Raw genomic sequence first — 20,741 nt, forward strand, 5'->3', positions numbered from 1 at the left:
GTGGCATCGCGGCGCACGTACTCCATCCGGTCCAGATCCATCGGATGGGTCAATCGGATCTTGACGCTGTAGGGCTCGCCCAGGCGCTCCGTGGCTTCGAATGACACCACGGAGAGGCCGGCCGCACTATTCGCTCCGAGCACCTTGAGGTGATAGGGCTGCAGTCCAGTCACAGCCTTGAGCAGGCCGCCTCCCATTTCCTCCAGTTGATCCGCCCCCGCACCAGCCATGTTCCTCGCTCCGTTATCAGCGTGATCGAACTCGCCGAGCAGGCCGCCGGTTGCGACGCGCGGCCCACATTCCTGAGCGCTGCACGTTACGACGTTTTCATTAGGATGGGAATTGGCGATTCATCTCTAAAATAACGAAAGTTAAACAAAGCTTAAAATCAGGAAAATTCTATATACGATGTGTTTTTTATGCTGATACAAATCGCCAAAATTTCTTTTCTTTCCTATCTAAAATTTCCAGCCACGTCTAGATGTTAGAGATGCTTAACTCTGATATTAACAGGATAAAACAATGGGAATGATCGCGCTTAAGGGAAACCTCACCACCACGGACGGCGTAATCCTCGATGGGGACGAAACCATGCTCGACAATGGCGCACCGATCGCCAAACACCTCGGGCTCGCGTCCTGCCGCCGATGTGGACACAACGGGCAAATCTTTGGCACCGCCACAACCTTTCCGTCAAGCAACACACACGGCGTGCAGGACGGCGACATCGTCATGTGTCGCTGTCCGCGCGGCACGAATCGTGTGATTGCGCGATCCACAATTTTCTACCAGGAGTAAAACGTTTCCCGATACGTGCGGGCCTGCTGCCGCCAGCATCCATGCTTGGCCATCTTTCTTTCGAAATTGACAGGATATCGCTACGTAATCGTCGTTAAATTCGCATAAAAAATAAATCGATATATTTCGGAAGATTCCCAAAATTAAGTCCCCAAGCCTCGGGGAAATTTCAAGCCTGGACCTGCATGCGGGCGGAGCGCACAAGAAATCTAACTGCCGCTCAAGCTACTAGTGATACGGCTACGGCAATGCCCCAAAAAACACGGGCGCCCGCATGATCGCGAACAGGTGTGGGTCAAGTCGACAACCTGTGACGCCAGCATCTCTCCCACGTCGAAAAACGGCTCGATGCGTCGCCTAAGTGGCTTCGGGGACGTCTTTTCGCCGCTGGAAACCCTGACACTGGTTCCCCGACCGCCGCGACCGTGTAGACTTTCCGATTTTTTCAACTTGGCGACATGACGCGAGTGCCCCAGCGCACGGGCTTCAGCGGCCCGAAACTGCTACGCCTGCTGGCCAGTCTGAGCGACGCCGGGACCTCCAGGGCCGCGCCGTCGCTGTCGGCCGTCATGAGTCAGTGGCTCGACTGGACCGATGCCATTGCGCTGTCGACAGCGCTCAACGGCAATCCGCCGGCGACCCAGCCCGGCGCGCCGGCACGCCCCGCGATTGGCGATGCCGCCGGCACACACGTCCGCGCGATGCTGAGCGCCGCGATCCTGGGGCAAGGCACATCGCCGGACAGCCGGCGCCGCATGGTCGCGCGGCCGGCTGCGTCCGATCCGGGTGAAACCGAGTTTGCCGTGCACCGTCAGCGCTACATCGCGTTGCAGCAGCAAATGGAGCGGGAAATCGCCGGTCTGCGTGCGCGGCTGCGCGCGGCACTGGCGACGCGCTCGCCGCGGGCGGCCCGTCTGGCGATGCTCGACGGCGTGATGGAACAGGTATTGGGTGCGCGCGAGTTGGCCGTACTGGCTGCAGTGCCCGGCATGCTGGAACCCCATTTCACAAAGCTGCGCGACGCCGAGGGCGCGTGGCTAAACGTATTTCGCAAGGACATGCAGAGCGTGCTGCTGGCCGAGCTGGACATCCGGTTCCAGCCGGTGGAAGCCCTGCTCGCCGCCCTGCGTGAAAACTGACCGATCGACATGAACAGACACTTGACCCCGCTCGTCGTATTCCTCGCTGGCCTCGCCGTGGTCGGCTGGGTTGGCGCCGGCTACGCGGGCACGAATGCGCTGGCGCTGGCTGTCACGCTGCTTATTGGCGGCTTCTACGTGGGCGGCGCGTTCGAACTGCATCGTTACCGTCAGGCCACCCCAACCCTGACCGCCGCGCTGGCCGACCTTGCCGCACCGCCCGCTAGCCTTGGCACATGGCTGGACCGCCTGCACCCGAGCCTGCGCAACGCCGTGCGTCTGCGCGTCGAAGGCGAGCGCGTGGCACTGCCGGGCCCGTCCATGACGCCCTATCTAGTTGGATTGCTGGTGTTGCTGGGGATGCTGGGCACATTCCTCGGCATGGTCGGCACGCTGCGCACAACTGGCGTCGCGCTGGAAAGCGCCGCCGATCTGCAAGCCATCCGCGCTTCGCTCGCCGCGCCGGTCAAGGGCCTTGGCTTCGCATTCGGGACTTCCGTGGCTGGCGTTGCCACTTCGGCCATGCTCGGCCTGCTCGCGACGCTTGCCCGGCGCGAGCGCGTGCAGGCCGCGCAGTTGCTTGACGAACGGATCGCCACCACCCTGCGCGTGCATTCGCGCCATCACCAGCACGATGCGGTATTTGCGCTGCTGCAAAAGCAAGCCGAACTGATGCCAGTGCTGGTGGATCGACTCGAAACGATGACCACGACAATGGCCAGCCGCAACGACGCACTGGGCGAGCGCCTTTTGGCCAGCCAGGACGCGTTCCACACACGCACCGACGCCGCCTACGCACGGCTGGCCGAAACCGTCGGACAGTCGCTCAAGGACGCCATCGCCGATAGCGCCCGCGTCGCCAGCGCGGCGATCCAGCCTGCCGTGGATACGACCATGGCCGGCATCGCCAACCAGGCCGCCACGCTGCGCGACACCGTCACGCAAACCGTTGAGCAGCACCTGACTGGCCTGTCCACCCGCTTCGACGCCGCCACTACCGTCGTGACCGACACCTGGCGCGAAGCGCTGGCCGAGCATCGCCAGGCAAACGCCGCACTGACCTCGGATTTGCGCGCATCGCTCGATGGCTTTGGCGAAAGCTTTGCGCAGCGCTCCGCGCGCTTGGTCGACGACATCGGCACGCGCGTCGACACGGCGGCAACCGCTGCGGCGCAGACGTGGGACGCAGCGCTGTCGCGCCTGGAACAGACCGGCGATGCTCTCGCCAGCACCCATCGCCAGGCCGCCGCCGACGCGTCCGCCGCCTTCGCGCAGCACGCTGCCAACATCGCCAACACGGTAAGCCAGGCGCACGTCGATTTGCAGGCGAAACTGGAGACGCAGGAAGCGGCCCGTCACGCCGCGCTCGATGCCCGCGACGAACAGCGCCTCGCGGCATGGCGCGAAACGCTGGCAGCGATGGCCTCCACCATGCGCGACGAATGGCAGCAGGCCAGCGCGCAGGCCGCAGGGCATCAGCATGAAATCCGCGACGCGCTGTCGCAGACCGCACGCGATATCGCCACGCACACCCAGGCGCAGGCCGCCGGCACGCTTGCCGAGATCGACCGGCTGGTGCAAACCGCTGCCACGCTGCAACAGGAACTTGCCGCCCGCGACGAACAGCGCCTTATGGCATGGCGCGAAACGCTGGCAGCGATGGCATCCACCATGCGCGATGAATGGCAGCAGGCCAGCGCGCAGGCCGCAGGGCATCAGCATGAAATCCGCGACGCCTTGTCGGAAACCGCACGCGACATCGCCACCCACACACAGGCCCAGGCCACTGGCACGCTTGCCGAGATCGACCGGCTGTTGCAGGCCACGGCCACGCTGCAACAGGAACTCGCCGCCCGCGACGAACAGCGCCTCGCAGCCTGGCGCGAAACGCTCGCCTCCATGGCATCTACCATGCGCGACGAATGGCAGCAGGCCAGCGCGCAGGCCGCCGGGCATCAGCGCGAAATCCGCGACGCGCTCTCGCAAACTGCGCGCGACATCGCCACGCACACGCAGGCGCAGGCCACCGGCACGATTGCCGAGGTCGCTCGCCTTGCACAAATCGCGACCGAGGCGCCGAAAGCCGCAGCCGAAGTCATCGCCGAGCTGCGCCAGAAGCTGACCGACAGCATGGCGCGCGACAACGCCATGCTGGACGAACGCGGCCGCCTGTTGGAGACCCTGAGCACCCTGCTCGACGCCGTCAATCACGCATCGACCGAGCAACGCGCAGCGGTGGATGGACTCGTCACCACCACCGCTGACCTGCTCGAGCGCGTCGGCTCGCGTTTCACCGAACAGGTAGCCCAGGAAACCGGCAAGCTCGACGGCATCGCCGCACAGGTCGCCGATAGCGCCGTCGAAGTGGCAAGCCTGGGCGAGGCATTCGGCATGGCCGTTCAGATGTTCAGTGCGTCGAGCGACAAGCTGGCCGAACAGTTCGCGCGCATCGAAGGCGCACTCGACAAATCGATGGCGCGCAGCGACGAACAATTGGCCTACTACGTTGCACAGGCCCGCGAGGTGATCGACCTGAGCATGCTGTCGCAAAAGCAGATCCTGGAAAACCTTCAGCAGTTTTCCGCACAGCAGGCTGGCGCCGGGGTGGCATGACAAACCACGACTTCGACGCTGGCGTAGAGACCACCGTCCCCGCGTGGGCGGTGTTTGGCGACCTGATGTCGGTCATGCTCGGCGCGTTCGTGCTGGTGCTGCTTGGCGTGATCGGCGTGCAGATGGAATTGTCGTCCCGGTTGGAAAACGAAGTGAAGCAGCGGCAGGCGGAGCTGAAGCGGCGGCAGACGCTGGAACAGGCGCTTGCCGGGCCGCTTGCCGCCGGCCGCGTCACGCTGAAGGACGGGCGCATCGGTATCAGCGGCAACGTGCTGTTCGCACTGAATTCAGACCAGTTGCAGCCCGAGGGGCGCGCGCTGCTCAAGAGCCTCGCCGCGCCGCTTTCGGCCTACCTTGGCGCGCGTGACGAAATCCTGATGGTGAGTGGCTTCACCGACGATCAGCAGGTGCGCGAAGGTAACCGGCGTTTTGCCGACAATCTGGAGCTATCGGCCCAACGCGCGCTGACCGTGACCCGTGCGTTGATCGAAGCAGGCGTGCCGCCCGCTTCGGTGTTTTCGGCGGCGTTCGGATCGCAGCAGCCGGTGGCGCCGAACGTCACCGAGGAAAGCCGCGCGAAGAATCGCCGCGTGGAGATCGCGCCGGTGCCAAGGGTCCCAAACGCCGCGGCCGGCGCCGCAAAAGCCGATGCATAGCGACGACCCGCACGCCACAATCGCGGCATGGCGCGACAGCGGCGCCGATCGCGCAGATCCGGTGCGCTTCTGCTTTATCGCAGCGATCGCACGGCGCGCAGCGCGCTACGATGGCGAAGCGGGTCGCCTGCTGGAAGCCCGCCTGACGCGACTGGTTGCCGACTACCGCGAAGTGCTGGCGCGAGCGCCTTGCGATGCGCCAGCGCGCACAGCATCGGCGCAACCGGCCGGAGCCATCGCCGCGCTTGCTGCGCTCAGCCACAGCCTTGCGCGCCCTGCGCATGCGGGCGAAACGCCAGCACGCCATACCGCTGGCGCTGCGCCGCTTGCCACGGCGCAGCGCGGCTATCCCGCCGAACCTGAACTGGTCGACTACTTCCGCGAAACATGGGCCCGCGTCAGCGTCGAACGCCAGTTGCGCCAGTCGCAGCAAGGCGTGCCCGAAAACGCCGGACCCCTGAACACCAACCATCTCGTGCATCGGGCGCTGTCCCTGATGCGCGAGGTATCGCCCGGTTATCTGGAACAGTTTCTGTCGTATGTCGATGCGCTGTCGTGGCTCGATGGCATGCACATCGCCGCCCCGGCGTCCGAGCGCGAGACGCCGCACGCTGCGCCGCGCAAACCGCGCGCCAGATCGAGCAAACCATCGGGCGGCACGCAGTAGACCGTCACCGCTTGCGCCAACCGTCAGGGCGCGGGCTTTTGGTGTGACGGCTCGGCAAAGTGTTCCTGCACAAGGCGCGCCGCCGCGTCCCATAGCGCGGGTGCGCCGCGCTGTATGACGGGGCCGTAGCGCGAGAACACCTGCTCCTGATTCAGTTGATGCGCTACCCACGTGCCGCCATCGGTGGCCACGTTATGAAGCAATGGCTGAAAGCGGTCTAGCGCCTTGGCGAATATCGCATCGGCGCTCTGCGCGGCTTCAAACTCGCACCACAGGTCGCGGAATTCGGCCGCCTGCGCATCGGGCAGCAGCGCAAAGATCCGCTGCGCCGCCTGTTGCTCACGCTCGGCCTGCGCTGCATGCATCGACGCATGATGGAACGGCGTGTCGCCCGCATCGATCTCGACGATGTCATGCAGCAGCAGCATCTTGACGACGCGCTCCACGTTGACAGGCGCCGCCGCATATTGCGACAGCACAAGCGCGTACATCGCCAGATGCCAGGAATGCTCGGCACTGTTTTCGCGTCGCGACTGATCGATCAGCGGCGACATCCGCAAGACGCCTTTCAGGCGATCGATTTCTCGAAGGAAGGCGAGCTGGCGCTCGAGATCGGATAGATTCACGGTAGCGGCCAATGGATCGCAATCATCGAGAAAAGACGCCGCCCTTTGCGCGTTCAGTCATTTGCGTCGTCATCGTCCTTCTCCTCTGCGAGCAAATGCCCGTACGCGTCGATCTCCTTCTGGGTGCGCGCCTCGCTCGCGGCAATCTTCTCTGGCGTGACTTCGCCGTCGACGAATTCCACCGACACGCGCCGCACGCGCTGGTCCTTGTCGACAATGTCCTGCAGGACGCGATTGAACAGCATTTCCCCGGCCTTGAGGCCCAGCGCCCGCGGCACAAGCACCTTGACGAGCAGAATGTCGTCGCTGCCCGCTTCCGCCGCCTCGGCGACTGCGTTGCGTAGATAGCGTTTCAGTTTCAAGACACTGAGGTCGCCTGGCACCGCCACATACGACACCCGAATCGATTTCTTGCTCATGCTTCCCGCTTCCTGCTTCGGTGTAATGTTCAGCGGGCGAATATACCGTGCGCGCGGCATTTGCGGTGCAACACGGGCCGCAACCGAGCTGCACTTGCCGTGCTTGCATCGCCGCTATCGGGGCCCGTGGCGTGCTGTCCGCGCCGTACGAGCGGCTTCGACAGTTTTCTACTCGGACACGCACCAAGGCAGTAAGATGGCGCCCTTTCTCCCGTCGGAATCACCGTGATGCAAATACTGGTCGACGCAGACGCCTGCCCGGTCGTCGTCAAGGACATGTTGTTTCGCGCTGCGCAGCGGGTACAGGTCAGCGTCACGCTGGTGGCCAACCATTTCATGCGCACGCCGCCGTCGCGCTTCATCAAGTTGCTGCAAGTGCCCGCCGGTTTCGATGTCGCCGATCAGCGCATCGTCGAACTGGCCAATGCGGGCGATCTGGTGATCACGGCCGATATCCCGCTGGCAGCGGCCGCGCTAGACAAGGGCGCGCAGGTGCTGGACCCGCGCGGCGTCTGGTTCAACCGCGAGAACATCCAGGAACGCCTGACCATGCGCGACGTCATGGATCAGTTGCGCGCCGCTGGCATCGAAACCGGCGGCCCGGCGCCCTATGCACCGCAGGACGGCAAGGCGTTTGCCAGTCAACTGGACCGCTTTCTGGCCGGCCAGACGCCGCCGCGCAATGACGCCTGAATCTACCGCGCGCTTGATGCGCACATGACTGCCCATGGCCGCTCATGGCCGCCTTCGCTGCCACGATTGTGATCCGCCGCGCGCATTGAATCCGTAGCGCCTTTCGAGGCCACTTGAGGGGCCTCGGGCGCTTCATTGCGCACCTCGGACAACACCTGCGGCGCGCACCGTGAATTCCTTCGCGCACACGGCGGGGATCCATCCGGACAATCGATATCAGACAAACACCTACACAACAGATAGTGGCTCGGACGTAGTCACATCCTGTGCCGGATGCCTAGACTTCTACCTTGTACGACGTGGAGTATCTCCCACGGTCCGGTACACGTTAAACGCACCGGCTGACGGCGGCCCGACACCGTTTCGTCGCCCGTGCATCCTGCGATCCGAAATGGAGCTAACAACATGAAATATCCGTTCATCGTCGCTCTCGCCGTGACCACCCTTGCTGGCTGCGCCGTCTCGCCATACACCCCTCCCCCTACTCCGGCGACGCGCGCCGTCGGCCCCAGCAAGCTGGAGCCCAAGGCGGCCGCGCAATGCATCGGACAGAAATGGGCCGACGCCTCGCGCCAACAGGTAACGATGCAATACATGCTGGCCAACGACCAGGCGTTCGATGTCTACGTGCCCGGACAGCAACCGCCGAACGGCGACGCCGCCGTGGTGCGCAAGGCGCCCAACGGCCCGGGCTCCTGGCTCGGTTTCCGCGGCGCCGACAGCAATGCTGCTGCCGCCATCAGCCAGTGCCAGTAACCCAGTAACCGTATGACACCAGCGCGGCCGGCCGCCGAGGCATAAGCGCCTTCGGCTGCGTCGGCCGTGCTCACTGCCGGGGCCCGCGCCGCATACGGTTGCCAATCGAATCGCGCTCGCGCCCGTTCATCGCCGGATCCAATCCTTCACGCCTCGACCGGTGCGGCGGCTTAAGCCGCGGCTTCGGGCATTCGCGGCACAAAGCGCTGCCGGTCGATCTGTCCGGCACGGGCCACCAGCACGGTGGCCTCGGGGATTTCTTCCCATACCCCCTGCACATCGATCAGCGGCTCAGACAGCACCAGGAACGCATCGTCCCCGGCGGCAATGATGCGGGGATCGTCCGGATACAGCGCCCGCAACTGCCGGAACGACGTGCTGTGGAACAGCGAGCGCGACGCGCTTTCGCTCGAATAGCGCACTGCCACCACCTGCTTGCCGTCGGTCACGCAGACCGTCATGTTCAACGGACATTCCACGCCGTTGCGTCGGCCCACCTCTTCGATCAGGCCCGCCATGCGCTCCAGCGCGCCGCGCGGGTCGCGCTCCAGTCCAAAGGTGAGCGCCAGGAAGAACATGATTTCCGAATCGGTGGACCCTTCGATCCAGCGGAACAGATGCGGCGCCACGGCCATCATCAACTCGCGCCGCACAACCGGATAGTCGCGAATCAGCCCGTTGTGGACAAACAGCCAGCGGCCGAAGCGAAACGGATGACAGTTGGTTTCCTGCGTGGGCGTGCCAGTGGCGGCGCGCACATGGGCCACGAACAGCGGCGCCCGCACTGCCCGCGCGGTCTCGCGCAGATTGGTGTCGCTCCACGCCGGATGCAGGCAACGATAGCGGAACGGCAATTCCGAATGCCTGCCGTACCATCCCACCCCGAAGCCGTCGCCATTGGTTGTCGTATGGCCAAGCCGAGAATTCAGGCTCTGGTCTATCAATGAATGCTCGGGCTGGAACAACACCGCCTCCAATGGAACAGATCGGCCCGAATAGGCCAGCCAACGACACATGACGCGCTCCCCCCTAGAGTGCTGGTTGATCACTTCAGCATAGCAAGCGAGGCGCGACACGACGCGGAATCTTCCGAACGTGGCCTCGGCCGGACATCGCACCGCGCAGTCGGCCGTTTGAATTTCGCTTGTCGTTTGCCACAGGGCCGACGATCATTTCGCAGCCGCGGCTCTCGCAAGGCCCGCGGCGCAACCTTTCAACGCCACCCATATGAAGCGCCAATTCGACGATCTTCAGCTTGGCAGCATCGAACTGTTCTGTATGGCGGCCGAACTGAGCAGTTTCACCGCCGCGGCCGCAGCCGCCGGTGTGACGCCAGCCGCGGTGAGCCGCAGCGTGCAGCGTCTGGAGGAACGGCTGGGCGTCAGGCTCTTTGTCCGCACCACGCGCCAGATCCGCCTGACCGACGAGGGCCGCGCGTATTTCGAGGCAAGCCGCCAGGCGCTGGCGCAGCTGGTCGATGCGGAACGCCAGATCAGCGGCCAGCACGCCACGCCGGCCGGGCGACTGCGCGTGAGCCTACCCACGCCCTATGCGCATTACCGCGTGCTGCCCGTATTGCCAGAGTTTCGCGAACGCTATCCGGAAGTCGATATCGACGTGCATATCAGCAATCGCAATGTAGATTTTGCCGACGACACTTACGACCTCTCGGTGCGCGGCCGCGCGCCGGACGATTCCACGCTGATCGCCCGCAAGCTGGAAGACGCCGAAATGGTGGTGGTGGCGACGCCCGCCTACCTGAGGCGCCACGGCACGCCCGCCACGCTGGACGATCTAGCCACGCATCAATGCATCCAGTTCGAGCGGCCCAGCAGCGGACGCCGCATCGCGTGGACATTCCGGCAGGATGGACAGGACATCGACATCCTGACCAGCGGCGCATACGGCACGTCCGAGGATGCGCTCGGGGGCGCCACGCTGGCGCGCGCCGGGGCGGGTCTGTTCCAGACCTACCGCTTCGTCGTGGAGCACGATCTGCGCGACGGTACGCTGGTGGAAGAACTGCAGCAATACGGCGGCAGCACCCGCCCGTTCGTTCTGCTTTACCCGCATGCGCGCCATGTGTCGCGGCGCGTGCGCGCGCTGGTCGACTTTCTCGTCGAGAAGTTTTCGGCGTAGAACGTCGGCGCGCAGCGGTTCAGTCGCCTTTGATCTGCGCGATCACCACCAGGATCACCGCTGCATTGCCGGGCTGCTGCGTCGCCGAATACGCGGCGCGCGCGTGGCCAGCCTTGTCTCCCAGCACCTGCGCAAACAGGTCTGACGCACCGTCCAGCACCGCGGGCTGATCAAGCATACCCGGCGCGCTTGTCACATGCCCCTCCAGCCGGACGATATGGTCCAGCCGTTCGAATCCGCCCAGGTAAGCGTGGATCTGCGCCAGCACATTGAGCGCCGCAAGTTCCGCCGCCTGTTTGCCCTCGGCGACGCTGAGGTCCTTGCCAACCTGTCCACTCCACACCACCTTGCCATCGCGCAACGGCAACTGGCCGGAAACGAACAGCAGGTCGCCGGCGCGGCTGACTGCCGTATAACTGCCCAGCGGTTGCGGCGGCGATGGCAGCGTCAGGCCGCGTGCAGCGAGCTTCGATTCAATGGTCATCAACGTCTCCCCTGGATAGCCTGCTTCCGACTGTAGCCGCACACCACCCGCACACCAATCGGCGCCAGGAACATGACTTGATACATCGTGGAACAAGCATGGCCGTTCCATTTCGACTATCATTCCTAAAATAATATCGTTTATCTAATATCATTCTCTTTTTAGAATGACTTGATTCAACAGCCGGACGCTCATGGAACTTGCCGAACTTGAAATTTTCCGCGCCGTGGCGGCCGAGCAAAGCGTCACGCGCGCGGCGCGCACGCTGGAGCGCGCGCAGTCCAACGTCACCACACGCATCAAGCAACTGGAAAGCGATCTTGGCGTGGAGCTGTTTCATCGCGACAGCAAGCGCATGACGCTCACGCCCGAGGGCCAGCGGCTGCTCGGTTACGCCGACCGCCTGCTTGCGCTGGCCGAAGAAGCGCGCCAGTCGATGCGGGGCGATGGCCCCAGCGGCAAGCTGCGCATCGGCGCCATGGAAAGCACGGCGGCCGCGCGCCTGCCCAAGCCGCTGGGGCGCTATCACGCGGCGTGGCCCGAGGTTGGGGTCGAGATCCAGACCGGCACCACCGCTGCGCTGGTCGATGCAGTGCTCAATCACCGTATCGATTGCGCACTGGTGGCGCATCCCGGCACCGCCCCCGCGCGCGAGGCTGACATGGCGGACCTGGGACCGGGATTGGAAGGCACGTGGCTGTTCAGTGAGGCGCTGGTGCTGGTACTGCCCGCCAATCATCCGAAGGTGCGATCACCCGACGATCTGCGCGTGCGGCAACTGGCCGTCTTCGCGCGCGGCTGCACCTATCGCGGGGTGGCCGAGCAATGGCTGGCCCAGGGCGCGGACGATGCGCGCCGGCATCTTGCAGTGCAGGAAATGCCCTCCTATCACGCGATCCTGGCCAGCGTTTCGGCCGGCACCGCGGTGGGCATCGTGCCGCGTTCGCTGCTGGCGTTGCAACGCGAGGTGTCCGACCTGCAGACCGTGCCAGTGCGCACCGTTCACACTTATCTGATCCGCCGCGCGGGCTTCTCCACGCTGGCCTTCGATGCCTTCCTCAAGGAGATGCGCCGTGGCTGACGTCGATTCGATGCGCGTGTCCGCCTCACCGGCCTCGTCGTCCTGGCGCGAAGCGATGGCCGCTGCACTCGCGCTGGCCGTCGCGATGGGCTTTGGCCGCTTCGCGTTCACCGGCATGTATCCGCTGATGGTGCGCGACGGCACCATGTCCGTCGCCATAGGGTCGCTCGCCGCGTCGGCCAACTATGCGGGCTATCTGCTGGGCGCGCTGCTTGCCGCGCGGATCCCCCACGTCAGCGCCAGCCGCTGGTCGCGGATCGCTCTGGCAGGCACGGTGGCATGCCTTGCCGCGCTGGCGCTGCCAGCGCCCGCCGCGGTGTTGATCGGCGTGCGGTTTCTGGCCGGGGTGCTCAGTGCGCTGGCGCTGGTATGTTCCGCCATCTGGCTGCTGCAGATTCGGGCACAGCATCACGGCGCGCCGCTGATGTTTTCCGGCGTCGGCCTCGGCATTGTGGTGTCCGCGGAGTTGATCGCGATGGGCAACCTTGCGCACTGGCACAGCTTGACGATCTGGCTGGCGCTGGCCGCTGGCGGCGCCACGCTGTCCGCGTTGGGTTGGCAAACCCTACGCCTGCCCGCACGTACCGACGACGTCGCGGCAGCCGCAGCGCATGCGACGGCCGGCCCGGGTATCGGCCCATGGCCGCTGATTGCCAGCTACGGCCTGGCCGGATTCGGCTACATCATCACCGCCACGTATCTGCCGCTATTCGTGCGCGACGCGCTGGGCCAGATCGATCCGATCCACATCTGGGCGGCGTTCGGGCTCGGTGCCGCGCCATCATGCTTCCTCTGGCATGCCATCCACGAACGGCTTGGCACGCAACGTGCGATGCAGTGCAACCTCGTGGTACAGGCCGTTGGTGTGGTACTGCCCGCGCTGAGCCACACCGCGCCAGCGTATCTGGCCAGCGCGATACTGGTGGGCGGCACTTTCATGGGCACCGTCACCATTGCCGCGCCGGCTGCTCGCCGGCTCGCCCACAAGGTGCGCTTCAATCTGTTTGCCGTGATGACGGCGGCCTACGGCGTAGGCCAGATCGTCGGGCCGCTGGCATCCACGGCGCTCATGCGCGGCGGACATGACTTCAATCTGCCACTGGAAACTGCCGCGGCGTCGCTGCTGCTGGCAGCCAGCCTGTGCGAGATCTAACCTTTCCAACGGAGACCGCAAATGACCCTACCCGCTCAGTCCGTGCCATTCACCCAATCCATGCCGTCGTTCCTGTCGCGCCTGGGCATCTCGACGCCGATCATCCAGGCGCCCATGGCCGGCGTCAGCACGCCCGCGCTGGCAGCGGCCGTCACCAACGCCGGCGGACTCGGATCGCTCGGCCTGGGCGCGATGGATGCGGCAGCCGCGCGCACCGCCATCCAGGACACGCGCGCCCTGACTGCCGGCCCGTTTCACGTGAACTTCTTCTCCCACAGCCCGGCGCAGGCCGATCCCGCGCGTGAAGGCGCATGGCTTGGCTATCTGGCTTCAGTGTTCGCGGAATTCGGCGCCACACCGCCGGCGTCGCTGCGCGAGATCTATCAGTCGTTCCAGACCGACGAGGCAATGCTGCAGATGCTTCTGGAAGAAAAGCCCGCAGTCGTCAGTTTTCATTTCGGGCTGCCGGACGCCGGCAAGATCCAGGCACTGCACGACGCCGGCATCTTCCTGATGGCCTCCGCGACGACGCTGGCCGAAGCGCGGCTGATCGAGGCGGCGGGCATCGACGCCATCGTGGCGCAGGGCGTGGAAGCTGGTGGGCATCGCGGCGTATTCGACCCCAAGCAGCCGGACGAAGGCCTTGGCACCATGGCGCTGGTTCGTGTGCTGGCGCGCGAAACCTCGCTGCCTGTCATCGCCGCAGGCGGCATCATGGACGGCGCGGGCATTGCGGCCGCGCTGGCACTTGGCGCGCACGCGGCGCAAATGGGCACCGCGTTCGTGGCGTGTCCGGAGACCGCCGCCGATGCCGCGTATCGCGCCGCGCTGACTTCAGGCCATACCCCGCCCACCACATTGACCACGGCGATATCCGGGCGCGCCGCGCGAGGCTTCTCCAATCGCTTCACGGCGTTGGGCACTGCGCCCGGCGCGCCGTCGATGCCGGACTACCCGATTGCCTACGACGCTGGCAAGGCACTGCATACAGCGGCCAAGGCGCGCGGATCGGCGGACTTTGCCGCGCAATGGGCAGGCCAGGCGGTACCGCTGGCGCGCGCGCTGCCGGCCGCCGAAATGGTCGCCACGCTGACGCAGGAACTCGCACAGGCCATCGACGCGCTGACGGCGTTGCGCGGCACATTGCGCTGATCGCCCACGCATTTACCACCCGATTATTGATGGAAAGCCCGGCCGCGTCGCCGGGCTGATCGGCGTGGCTGCGCGAATGCCGTTGCCAGGCATTTGTTACCGCCACGCATAACTGTTTGTGCTCCGCGGCCGTTCACCGCCGCGCTGGACTCACCTAGATTTGCCTCCATCGACCACGTTGGTTCGATTGGCGCAAACGCCAAGGTCAATCCAGATACGAGAGGTTCATCATGAGCACAACGCAAACCACCCAATCCACCCAGCACCCCCAGGCCACGCAGAAGGTCGCGATCGTCACTGGCGCATCGCAGGGCATCGGCGCGGAACTGGTCAAGGCATATCGTGAACGCGGCTACCGCGTCGTCGCCACGGCGCGCAGCATTCGCCAGGCCGACGACGCCGGCGTGCTTGCCGTGCCCGGCGACATTGCCGATCCCGACACCGCGCGCCGGGTCGTCGCGCAGGCCATCGAAGCGTTCGGCCGTGTCGACACGCTGGTGAACAACGCCGGCGTCTTTATCGCCAAGCCGTTCACGGCTTACACCGCGGAAGACTTCGCCACCAAGGTCGGCGTCAATCTGGCCGGCTTCTTCCAGATCACCCAACTGGCCGTGGCGCAAATGGAAAAGCAAGGCGGCGGACACGTCGTCAGCATCACCACGAGCCTGGTCGACCACGCCATCGACGGCGTGCCGTCGGTGCTGGCATCGCTGACCAAGGGCGGCATCAATGCTGCCACCAAGTCGCTGGCGATCGAATACGCCAGGCGCGGTATCCGCGTGAACGCTGTCTCGCCCGGCATCATCAAGTCGCCCATGCATGCGCCCGAAACGCACGAGGCGCTGGGCCAGCTGCACCCGATGGGCCATATGGGTGAGATGAGCGATATCGTCAACGCCGTGCAGTTCCTGGAATCGGCCCCGTTTGTGACCGGGGAAATCCTGCACGTCGACGGCGGCCAGAGCGCCGGGCACTGAGCGCTGCCCACCCGCCCGGGGCCGTGCCGGCAGCGCCAATGCGGCACCGGCGCGGCGACCGAGGGTAAACCCTCTTATTCCGCGCCCATGCGTGTCGACGAGCTCACCTAGACTGGAAGTTTTCGCCACTCGACAACCCTGCAGAGGAACGCACATGGCCGCGATTGAAGTGAAGGTGCCCCAGCTCTCCGAATCCGTTTCGGAGGCCACGCTGATCCAGTGGAAGAAGCAAGCCGGCGAGGCCGTCAAACGCGACGAAATCCTGGTGGAACTGGAGACGGACAAGGTAACGCTGGAAGTGCCCAGTCCCGCCGATGGCGTGCTGGCAAAGATCGTGCAGCCGGACGGCGCGACGGTGCATGCCGACGAAGTCATCGCCGTGGTCGATACCGAAGGCAAGGCAAGCGCCGCACCCGCACCATCCGCTGCAGCCTCCAAACCGGCCCCGGCACCTGCCGCAAAGCCGACACCTGCTCCTGCGGCCGCATCGGTCTCCACCTATGCCTCCGCCCCAGCATCCGCGCCCGTCACCACCGGCGGCGCACCCGCGTCTGCCCAAGCCGATTTCGATGTGATCGTGGTCGGCTCGGGCCCCGGCGGGTACATCGCGGCAATCCGCGCTGCGCAGCTTGGCAAGAGCGTGGCCTGCATCGAGGAATGGAAGGATCCGGCCGGCAAGCCGCGGCTCGGCGGTACGTGCCTCAATGTCGGCTGCATTCCAAGCAAGGCGCTGCTGGCGTCGTCCGAGCATTTCGAGCAAGCCAAGCACGGGTTGGCCGAACACGGCGTTCAGGTGAAAGGCGTGACGCTGGATCTGGCGCAGATGATCAAGCGCAAGGCCGCGATCGTCGACAAGTTCACGGGCGGCGTCGAGTTCCTGTTCCGCAAGAACAAGGTCACGTGGATCAAGGGACATGGCAAGCTCAAGGGCCGTCGCGCCGACGGCGTCATCGAGGTCGAGGCCAACGAAGGTGGCGCCGCCAAGCCCTACACGGCGCGCAATGTGATCGTCGCCACGGGCTCCAAGGCGCGCCATCTACCCAATGTGCCGGTCGACAACAGGATCGTGGCGGACAACGAAGGCGCGCTTTCCTTCGATTCCGTGCCAAAGAAGCTTGCCGTGATCGGCGCGGGCGTGATCGGGCTGGAGCTGGGATCGGTCTGGCGTCGCCTCGGGTCAGAAGTGACGATACTGGAGGCGCTCCCCACCTTTCTCGGCGCCGTGGACGAGTCGATCGCGCGCGAGGCAGCCAAGCAATTCGCCAAGCAGGGACTGACGATCCATCTGGGCGTCAACATCGGCGAGGTAAGCACCACCGCCAAAGGCGTCAGCATTGCCTACAAGGACAAGACCGGCGCAGACCAGAAGCTCGATGCCGACCGCCTCATCGTATCGATCGGGCGGGTGCCGAATACCGATGACCTGGGGCTGGACGCCGTAGGACTTGCCACTGACGCGCGCGGGTTCATTCCCGTGGACGACCAGTGCCGCACATCGACGCCGGGCATCTATGCGATCGGCGACGTGGTGCGCGGCCCGATGCTGGCGCACAAGGCCGAAGACGAAGGCGTGATGGTGGCCGAGGTGATCGATGGCCAGAAGCCGCATATCGATTACAACTGCATTCCATGGGTGATCTACACCGAGCCCGAGATCGCCTGGGTAGGCAAGACCGAAGCGCAATTGAAAGCCGAGGGCCGCGCCTATCGCACCGGTCAGTTCCCGATGTCCGCCAATGGGCGCGCGCTGGGCCTGGGCCGGCCAGAGGGCTTCGTGAAGATGATTGCCGACGCCACCACCGATGAACTGCTGGGCGTGCATATCATTTCGGCCAACGCATCGGACCTGATCGCCGAAGGCGTGGCGGCGCTGGAATTCAAGGCCGCGTCCGAGGACATCGGCATCATCAGCCACCCGCACCCGTCGCTATCCGAAGTGATGCGCGAAGCCGCACTGGCCGTGCAGAAGCGGGCGCTGAACATGTAGGCGGCCGGCGCATCCGTCGCTCGCCGGCGCGGGCGGCGGCGCGGCCCCTGTCAGCTCAAACCTGCGGCGTGGCGCTTGCGGTAGTCGGCAGGCGTGACGCCCACCACGCGCAGGAAAGCGCGCCGCAGGGTATCCACGCTGGAGAATCCACATTCGGCTGCAACCTGCTTGGGCGCCAGCGCGCCGTCTTCGAGCAATTCCCGCGCAGCCGAAATCCGCGCGGCCTCGACCCAGCTAGCGGGCGTAACGCCGACGTCTTCCTGAAACAGCCGCGAGAGATGGCGCGCGCTGACACCGATGCGCGCCGCCAGGCTCGGCACGTCATGCGGCATCGCCGGATTCGCCGCCACCCAGCGCTGCAGCGCCTGCAGCGCGGACCGGTTCACCGCGGCTGGCACTTCGCGCCGGATAAATTGCGTCTGCCCGCCCGGGCGCTTGAAGAACATCACGAGCTGACTGGCGACCCTCAACGCAATCTCGCGGCCAAGATCTTCCTCGACCAACGCCAGCGCCAAATCCATTCCGGCTGTGACGCCAGCCGCGGTGCGCACCTTGCCGTCGCGCACATGAATCGCATCCGCATCGACTGCGATCTTCGGGAACCGCTCGGCCAGCGCCTGCGCTACGGCCCAATGCGTGGTGATGCGTCTGCCGTCAAGCAGGCCCGCCTCGGCCAGCAGAAAGGCACCGCTGCACACTGACCCGAAACGCCGCGTGGTGGGCGCGGTGCGGCGTAACCACCCTACAAGCGGCGCCGGCGGTGCGGTATCGCCGATGTGTGGCGCACCCGCCACCAGCAGCGTGTGCAGGCGCGGCAGCCGGCGCGCATCCGGATCGTCGTCGATCGCAACATCGGGCAGAAGGCGGACGCCCGACGAGGCACGCAACGGCCCGCGGCGCGGCGCAATGACGACCGGACGATACACCTCTGCGCCGGCCTGAATATTGGCCTCGGCAAACACATCCAGCGGGCCCGATACGTCCAGCAACTGAACGCCTTCCACCGCCAGCAGACCGATATTTCTGACCACACGCATGACTAATGTCCCGTTTTACCTGGAATGTCCCAATTCATCGTATCACGACGTTTGGAGACATCCTACGCGCAAGCCATACTCAATTCAACCCGAACCGAACAGGAGCCGGTCATGCGTTTCACCGTTGGCGACATCGCCATTCCAGACAGCCAGTTGGCCCGCGAAATCACTGAACTCGTGCGCGATACCGAGTCGCCGCTGCTGTTTCATCATTCCAGCCGCGTCTACTACTGGGCGGCGCTGACCGGCCAGCGTCGCGGCCTGCATTACGATGCGGAACCGCTGTATGCCGGCGCGATGTTTCACGACATGGGCCTCATGCCCGCGCACAGCAGTCATGACAAGCGCTTCGAAGTGGATGGCGCGAACGTGGCGGCCGATTTCCTGCGCAGCCGCGGCATCGGCGAGCGCGAAGTGGAAAAGGTCTGGACGGCCATTGCGCTGCACACCACGCCAGGCATTCCGGAATTCATGGCGCCCGAGATCGCACTGGTTACCGCCGGCGTCGAAATGGATGTGCTTGGCATTCGCTACGACAACTTTGCCGATGCCGACCGCGACAGCGTCGTTCACGCGCACCCGCGCCCCGCGCATTTCAAGGAAGACATCATCGAGGCGTTCTACAACGGCATCCGGCACAAGCCCGAAACCACGTTTGGCAATGTCAAGGCTGATGTCATCGCCGACAAGGAGCCGCATTTCCATCACGGCAATTTCTGCAGTGTGATCCGGCAATCGGCCTGGAAAGGCTGATGCGCCTGGCGCGCCTGCCAACGGGTACGGCGCGCGCGATATCAGCCCACGTAGCGACGCAGCACCGACGCCAGCATTTCCTCGCTGGGTGGCTTGCGCAGCAGCAGGTCGATGCCGGCCGCACGGCAGGCGCGCTTCCGCGCCGCATCGACGGTGGCGCTGATCGCCACGATCGGCATCCGGCTGGCTTGTGCGCCCGCGCTGCTGCGTCCGTCGCGCGCGCCCTGCTCCGTCTCGCGCACGGCGCGCGCCAATGCAAAGCCGTCCATGCCGGGCAGATCGAGATCGGTCAGCAGCAATGACGCGCCGTGCTGCAGCGCGGCCCACGCCTGCTTGCCGTCCTCACACGCCACGAGGTCGCAGCCGCCGATCGTGCGAAGTTGATGTGCCATCACGAACAGGCAGACGGGATGATCCTCCGCCAGCACGATGCGCGGCAAAGGCGCGCGGTGGTTGGCGCAAGGCTGGGCAGGGGTGGAAGGGGTTGCGGACACGGCAGCGAGATCCAGGAAGGCATTCGGACGATCTCGTTATTGTGAAGGCCGTGGCCGCGCGCAGGTTACGGAAATTTCCGCAAGTATCGGCTGAAACGTCGGAATTTGAGGCTCAACCCACGCGGTTGCGCAGCGGTTCGCCCTGCCGCCACCTGCGCAGGTTGTCCAGGAAGATCTCGACCACGCGCGCCGCGTTGCCATCGGAGAACCCCGCGCTATGCGGCGTGGCGATGACGTTGGGCAGCGTCCAGAGCGGCGACGTCGGAGCCAGCGGCTCATGCGCGTACACATCGAGGTACGCGCCGCCCAAATGCCCACTGCGCAAGACGCCGATCAGTGCGTCTTCGTCGACGACCTCGCCGCGCGCTACGTTGACGAGCCTTGCACCGGCCGGCAGCAGCGCCATCGCGCGGGCATCGATCAGACCGCGTGTGCGATCCGTCAGCGGACACGCCAGGATCAGCCAATCGGTGCGCGGCAGCACCGCGGGCAACTGTTCGAACCCGATCGATGCGATGCCGTCGCCAGCCGGTGCGGCATGCTGCCTGACCGCTGTCACCGACAGCCCCAGCACGCGCAGCACGCTACCGATCTGTTGGCCGATCGGACCCCAGCCGACGATCACGGCGTGCTGTCCCTGCAGGTCGCGTGGCAGGCCGCTGCCGATCAACGGCGCCCAGCGCTGCTGGCGCTGCGCCTCGATCAGTTGCGGAAAATGACGCGCCAGCGCGAGCAACCCCGCCAGCGCGGTTTGCGCCACGACGCCCGCATTGGCGCCCGACGACGTGGTCACGCTCACGCCACGCTGCCGCAACTGGCCAAAGATGGCGCGGTCCGCGCCGGCCGAATGCGTATGCACCCACCACAACGAAGGCGCCTCGAGCATCGCCGTATAGAAGCGCTGCGTGCCGGGCTGGATTTCGTGCTTGGTCGACAGCCCGGTGACATCGCGCGAGACAAACGCCACCTCGGCGTCCACGGCGCGCGGGTCATCCACGTCGGGCACGCTGACCGGCTGCCACGGTTGCCCGTGCAGCACGGCGTCGATCTCCGCGCGATGCGCGTGCAGCGTGGATGGCGACAGCAGGATGCGCAAGGATTCAGGCATGGCGATCAC

Annotated in this window: 22 protein-coding genes; 14 read left to right on the forward strand and 8 right to left on the reverse strand. The window is 65.3% G+C overall.

Annotation, left to right across the window (positions count from 1 at the left end; all coding sequences use genetic code 11):
• Positions 1 to 230 (reverse strand): hypothetical protein (locus tag AC1RKI_RS19930; protein WP_492796974.1); only part of this gene is annotated, 230 nt, incomplete at its 3' end.
• Positions 231 to 522: 292 nt separating this feature from the next.
• Here AC1RKI_RS19930 and AC1RKI_RS19935 point away from each other — a divergent pair.
• The 5 genes from AC1RKI_RS19935 (at position 523) to AC1RKI_RS19955 (ending at position 5,873) form a co-directional block, all read left to right on the forward strand.
• Positions 523 to 798, forward strand: a complete 276-nt coding sequence (locus AC1RKI_RS19935; protein ID WP_150980014.1) for a PAAR domain-containing protein — start codon at positions 523 to 525, stop codon at positions 796 to 798.
• Between the two features lie 458 nt (positions 799 to 1,256).
• A complete protein-coding gene (locus AC1RKI_RS19940) occupies positions 1,257 to 1,937 on the forward strand; it encodes a DUF3348 domain-containing protein (protein ID WP_227461272.1) in 681 nt (226 codons plus the stop codon).
• Between the two features lie 9 nt (positions 1,938 to 1,946).
• Entirely contained in the window at positions 1,947 to 4,550 is a 2,604-nt protein-coding gene (locus AC1RKI_RS19945; protein WP_061957993.1) for a DUF802 domain-containing protein, read from the forward strand.
• Complete coding sequence (locus AC1RKI_RS19950; protein WP_222156664.1) at positions 4,547 to 5,206, forward strand: OmpA family protein; 660 nt, start codon at positions 4,547 to 4,549, stop codon at positions 5,204 to 5,206. The genes AC1RKI_RS19945 and AC1RKI_RS19950 overlap by 4 nt, the downstream gene beginning before the upstream one ends.
• On the forward strand, positions 5,199 to 5,873 hold the full coding sequence (locus tag AC1RKI_RS19955) for a DUF2894 domain-containing protein (protein ID WP_492796972.1): 675 nt from the start codon (positions 5,199 to 5,201) through the stop codon (positions 5,871 to 5,873). Before AC1RKI_RS19950 ends, AC1RKI_RS19955 begins: the two co-directional genes overlap by 8 nt.
• Before the next feature lie 23 nt (positions 5,874 to 5,896).
• On the opposite strand, the gene AC1RKI_RS19960 is transcribed toward AC1RKI_RS19955, so the two are convergent.
• Positions 5,897 to 6,499 carry an HD domain-containing protein gene (locus AC1RKI_RS19960; RefSeq protein WP_150980010.1) on the reverse strand — a complete coding sequence of 201 codons (603 nt, stop codon included), beginning with the start codon at positions 6,497 to 6,499 and terminating at the stop codon, positions 5,897 to 5,899.
• Positions 6,500 to 6,552: 53 nt separating this feature from the next.
• Positions 6,553 to 6,918 (reverse strand): hypothetical protein, encoded by a 366-nt coding sequence (locus tag AC1RKI_RS19965; protein WP_150980009.1) that lies wholly within the window; start codon positions 6,916 to 6,918, stop codon positions 6,553 to 6,555.
• A 228-nt stretch (positions 6,919 to 7,146) separates the two neighbouring features.
• On the opposite strand from AC1RKI_RS19965, the gene AC1RKI_RS19970 reads away from it, so the two are divergent.
• Entirely contained in the window at positions 7,147 to 7,611 is a 465-nt protein-coding gene (locus AC1RKI_RS19970; RefSeq protein ID WP_227461483.1) for a YaiI/YqxD family protein, read from the forward strand.
• Positions 7,612 to 8,016: 405 nt separating this feature from the next.
• Positions 8,017 to 8,367, forward strand: a complete 351-nt coding sequence (locus AC1RKI_RS19975; RefSeq protein WP_061957998.1) for a hypothetical protein — start codon at positions 8,017 to 8,019, stop codon at positions 8,365 to 8,367.
• A 170-nt stretch (positions 8,368 to 8,537) separates the two neighbouring features.
• Here AC1RKI_RS19975 and AC1RKI_RS19980 read toward each other — a convergent pair whose 3' ends face one another.
• Complete coding sequence (locus AC1RKI_RS19980; protein ID WP_061957999.1) at positions 8,538 to 9,383, reverse strand: class II glutamine amidotransferase; 846 nt, start codon at positions 9,381 to 9,383, stop codon at positions 8,538 to 8,540.
• Positions 9,384 to 9,594: 211 nt separating this feature from the next.
• Between AC1RKI_RS19980 and AC1RKI_RS19985 the strand changes: the two genes are divergently transcribed.
• A complete protein-coding gene (locus tag AC1RKI_RS19985) occupies positions 9,595 to 10,506 on the forward strand; it encodes a substrate binding domain-containing protein (protein ID WP_492796970.1) in 912 nt (303 codons plus the stop codon).
• Between the two features lie 19 nt (positions 10,507 to 10,525).
• On the opposite strand, the gene AC1RKI_RS19990 is transcribed toward AC1RKI_RS19985, so the two are convergent.
• Positions 10,526 to 10,990: a RidA family protein gene (locus AC1RKI_RS19990; RefSeq protein WP_061958001.1), complete on the reverse strand. Its 465-nt coding sequence runs from the start codon at positions 10,988 to 10,990 to the stop codon at positions 10,526 to 10,528.
• Positions 10,991 to 11,183: 193 nt separating this feature from the next.
• On the opposite strand from AC1RKI_RS19990, the gene AC1RKI_RS19995 reads away from it, so the two are divergent.
• The 5 genes from AC1RKI_RS19995 to lpdA all read left to right on the forward strand — a co-directional run bounded on the left by AC1RKI_RS19995 (position 11,184) and on the right by lpdA (position 17,340).
• Positions 11,184 to 12,071, forward strand: a complete 888-nt coding sequence (locus AC1RKI_RS19995) for a LysR substrate-binding domain-containing protein (RefSeq protein ID WP_150980007.1) — start codon at positions 11,184 to 11,186, stop codon at positions 12,069 to 12,071.
• On the forward strand, positions 12,064 to 13,224 hold the full coding sequence (locus AC1RKI_RS20000) for a YbfB/YjiJ family MFS transporter (RefSeq protein WP_492796968.1): 1,161 nt from the start codon (positions 12,064 to 12,066) through the stop codon (positions 13,222 to 13,224). The genes AC1RKI_RS19995 and AC1RKI_RS20000 overlap by 8 nt, the downstream gene beginning before the upstream one ends.
• A gap of 21 nt (positions 13,225 to 13,245) precedes the next feature.
• Positions 13,246 to 14,376 carry an NAD(P)H-dependent flavin oxidoreductase gene (locus AC1RKI_RS20005; protein ID WP_492796966.1) on the forward strand — a complete coding sequence of 377 codons (1,131 nt, stop codon included), beginning with the start codon at positions 13,246 to 13,248 and terminating at the stop codon, positions 14,374 to 14,376.
• Between the two features lie 230 nt (positions 14,377 to 14,606).
• Positions 14,607 to 15,353, forward strand: a complete 747-nt coding sequence (locus AC1RKI_RS20010) for an SDR family NAD(P)-dependent oxidoreductase (RefSeq protein WP_150980006.1) — start codon at positions 14,607 to 14,609, stop codon at positions 15,351 to 15,353.
• 154 nt (positions 15,354 to 15,507) lie between these two features.
• Positions 15,508 to 17,340 carry a dihydrolipoyl dehydrogenase gene (lpdA, locus tag AC1RKI_RS20015; protein ID WP_492796964.1) on the forward strand — a complete coding sequence of 611 codons (1,833 nt, stop codon included), beginning with the start codon at positions 15,508 to 15,510 and terminating at the stop codon, positions 17,338 to 17,340.
• Positions 17,341 to 17,390: 50 nt separating this feature from the next.
• Here the strand turns inward: lpdA and AC1RKI_RS20020 are convergent, their stop codons facing one another.
• Positions 17,391 to 18,377 (reverse strand): GlxA family transcriptional regulator, encoded by a 987-nt coding sequence (locus AC1RKI_RS20020; protein ID WP_061958005.1) that lies wholly within the window; start codon positions 18,375 to 18,377, stop codon positions 17,391 to 17,393.
• A 111-nt stretch (positions 18,378 to 18,488) separates the two neighbouring features.
• Here AC1RKI_RS20020 and AC1RKI_RS20025 point away from each other — a divergent pair, with 111 nt between their 5' ends.
• Entirely contained in the window at positions 18,489 to 19,130 is a 642-nt protein-coding gene (locus AC1RKI_RS20025; RefSeq protein WP_492796962.1) for an HD domain-containing protein, read from the forward strand.
• Between the two features lie 41 nt (positions 19,131 to 19,171).
• Here AC1RKI_RS20025 and AC1RKI_RS20030 read toward each other — a convergent pair whose 3' ends face one another.
• Positions 19,172 to 19,624 carry a response regulator gene (locus tag AC1RKI_RS20030; RefSeq protein ID WP_223506078.1) on the reverse strand — a complete coding sequence of 151 codons (453 nt, stop codon included), beginning with the start codon at positions 19,622 to 19,624 and terminating at the stop codon, positions 19,172 to 19,174.
• A gap of 112 nt (positions 19,625 to 19,736) precedes the next feature.
• Positions 19,737 to 20,732: a D-2-hydroxyacid dehydrogenase gene (locus AC1RKI_RS20035; protein WP_492796960.1), complete on the reverse strand. Its 996-nt coding sequence runs from the start codon at positions 20,730 to 20,732 to the stop codon at positions 19,737 to 19,739.
• Positions 20,733 to 20,741 lie beyond the last annotated feature (9 nt).

The organism is Cupriavidus sp. GW822-FHT06G04 (assembly GCF_058799075.1).

What these genes read in the sequence shown, in the direction of transcription:
- AC1RKI_RS19950 (WP_222156664.1), top strand. Translation starts at nt 4,547, where the DNA reads ATGACAAACCACGACTTCGACGCTGGCGTAGAGACCACCGTCCCCGCG.
- AC1RKI_RS19940 (WP_227461272.1), top strand. Translation starts at nt 1,257, where the DNA reads ATGACGCGAGTGCCCCAGCGCACGGGCTTCAGCGGCCCGAAACTGCTA.
- AC1RKI_RS19980 (WP_061957999.1), bottom strand. Translation starts at nt 9,383, where the DNA reads ATGTGTCGTTGGCTGGCCTATTCGGGCCGATCTGTTCCATTGGAGGCG.
- AC1RKI_RS19990 (WP_061958001.1), bottom strand. Translation starts at nt 10,990, where the DNA reads ATGACCATTGAATCGAAGCTCGCTGCACGCGGCCTGACGCTGCCATCG.
- AC1RKI_RS20020 (WP_061958005.1), bottom strand. Translation starts at nt 18,377, where the DNA reads ATGCGTGTGGTCAGAAATATCGGTCTGCTGGCGGTGGAAGGCGTTCAG.
- AC1RKI_RS19970 (WP_227461483.1), top strand. Translation starts at nt 7,147, where the DNA reads ATGCAAATACTGGTCGACGCAGACGCCTGCCCGGTCGTCGTCAAGGAC.
- AC1RKI_RS19965 (WP_150980009.1), bottom strand. Translation starts at nt 6,918, where the DNA reads ATGAGCAAGAAATCGATTCGGGTGTCGTATGTGGCGGTGCCAGGCGAC.
- AC1RKI_RS19985 (WP_492796970.1), top strand. Translation starts at nt 9,595, where the DNA reads ATGAAGCGCCAATTCGACGATCTTCAGCTTGGCAGCATCGAACTGTTC.
- AC1RKI_RS19995 (WP_150980007.1), top strand. Translation starts at nt 11,184, where the DNA reads ATGGAACTTGCCGAACTTGAAATTTTCCGCGCCGTGGCGGCCGAGCAA.
- AC1RKI_RS20005 (WP_492796966.1), top strand. Translation starts at nt 13,246, where the DNA reads ATGACCCTACCCGCTCAGTCCGTGCCATTCACCCAATCCATGCCGTCG.
- lpdA (WP_492796964.1), top strand. Translation starts at nt 15,508, where the DNA reads ATGGCCGCGATTGAAGTGAAGGTGCCCCAGCTCTCCGAATCCGTTTCG.
- AC1RKI_RS20025 (WP_492796962.1), top strand. Translation starts at nt 18,489, where the DNA reads ATGCGTTTCACCGTTGGCGACATCGCCATTCCAGACAGCCAGTTGGCC.
- AC1RKI_RS20010 (WP_150980006.1), top strand. Translation starts at nt 14,607, where the DNA reads ATGAGCACAACGCAAACCACCCAATCCACCCAGCACCCCCAGGCCACG.
- AC1RKI_RS19935 (WP_150980014.1), top strand. Translation starts at nt 523, where the DNA reads ATGGGAATGATCGCGCTTAAGGGAAACCTCACCACCACGGACGGCGTA.
- AC1RKI_RS19945 (WP_061957993.1), top strand. Translation starts at nt 1,947, where the DNA reads ATGAACAGACACTTGACCCCGCTCGTCGTATTCCTCGCTGGCCTCGCC.
- AC1RKI_RS19955 (WP_492796972.1), top strand. Translation starts at nt 5,199, where the DNA reads ATGCATAGCGACGACCCGCACGCCACAATCGCGGCATGGCGCGACAGC.
- AC1RKI_RS19975 (WP_061957998.1), top strand. Translation starts at nt 8,017, where the DNA reads ATGAAATATCCGTTCATCGTCGCTCTCGCCGTGACCACCCTTGCTGGC.
- AC1RKI_RS20035 (WP_492796960.1), bottom strand. Translation starts at nt 20,732, where the DNA reads ATGCCTGAATCCTTGCGCATCCTGCTGTCGCCATCCACGCTGCACGCG.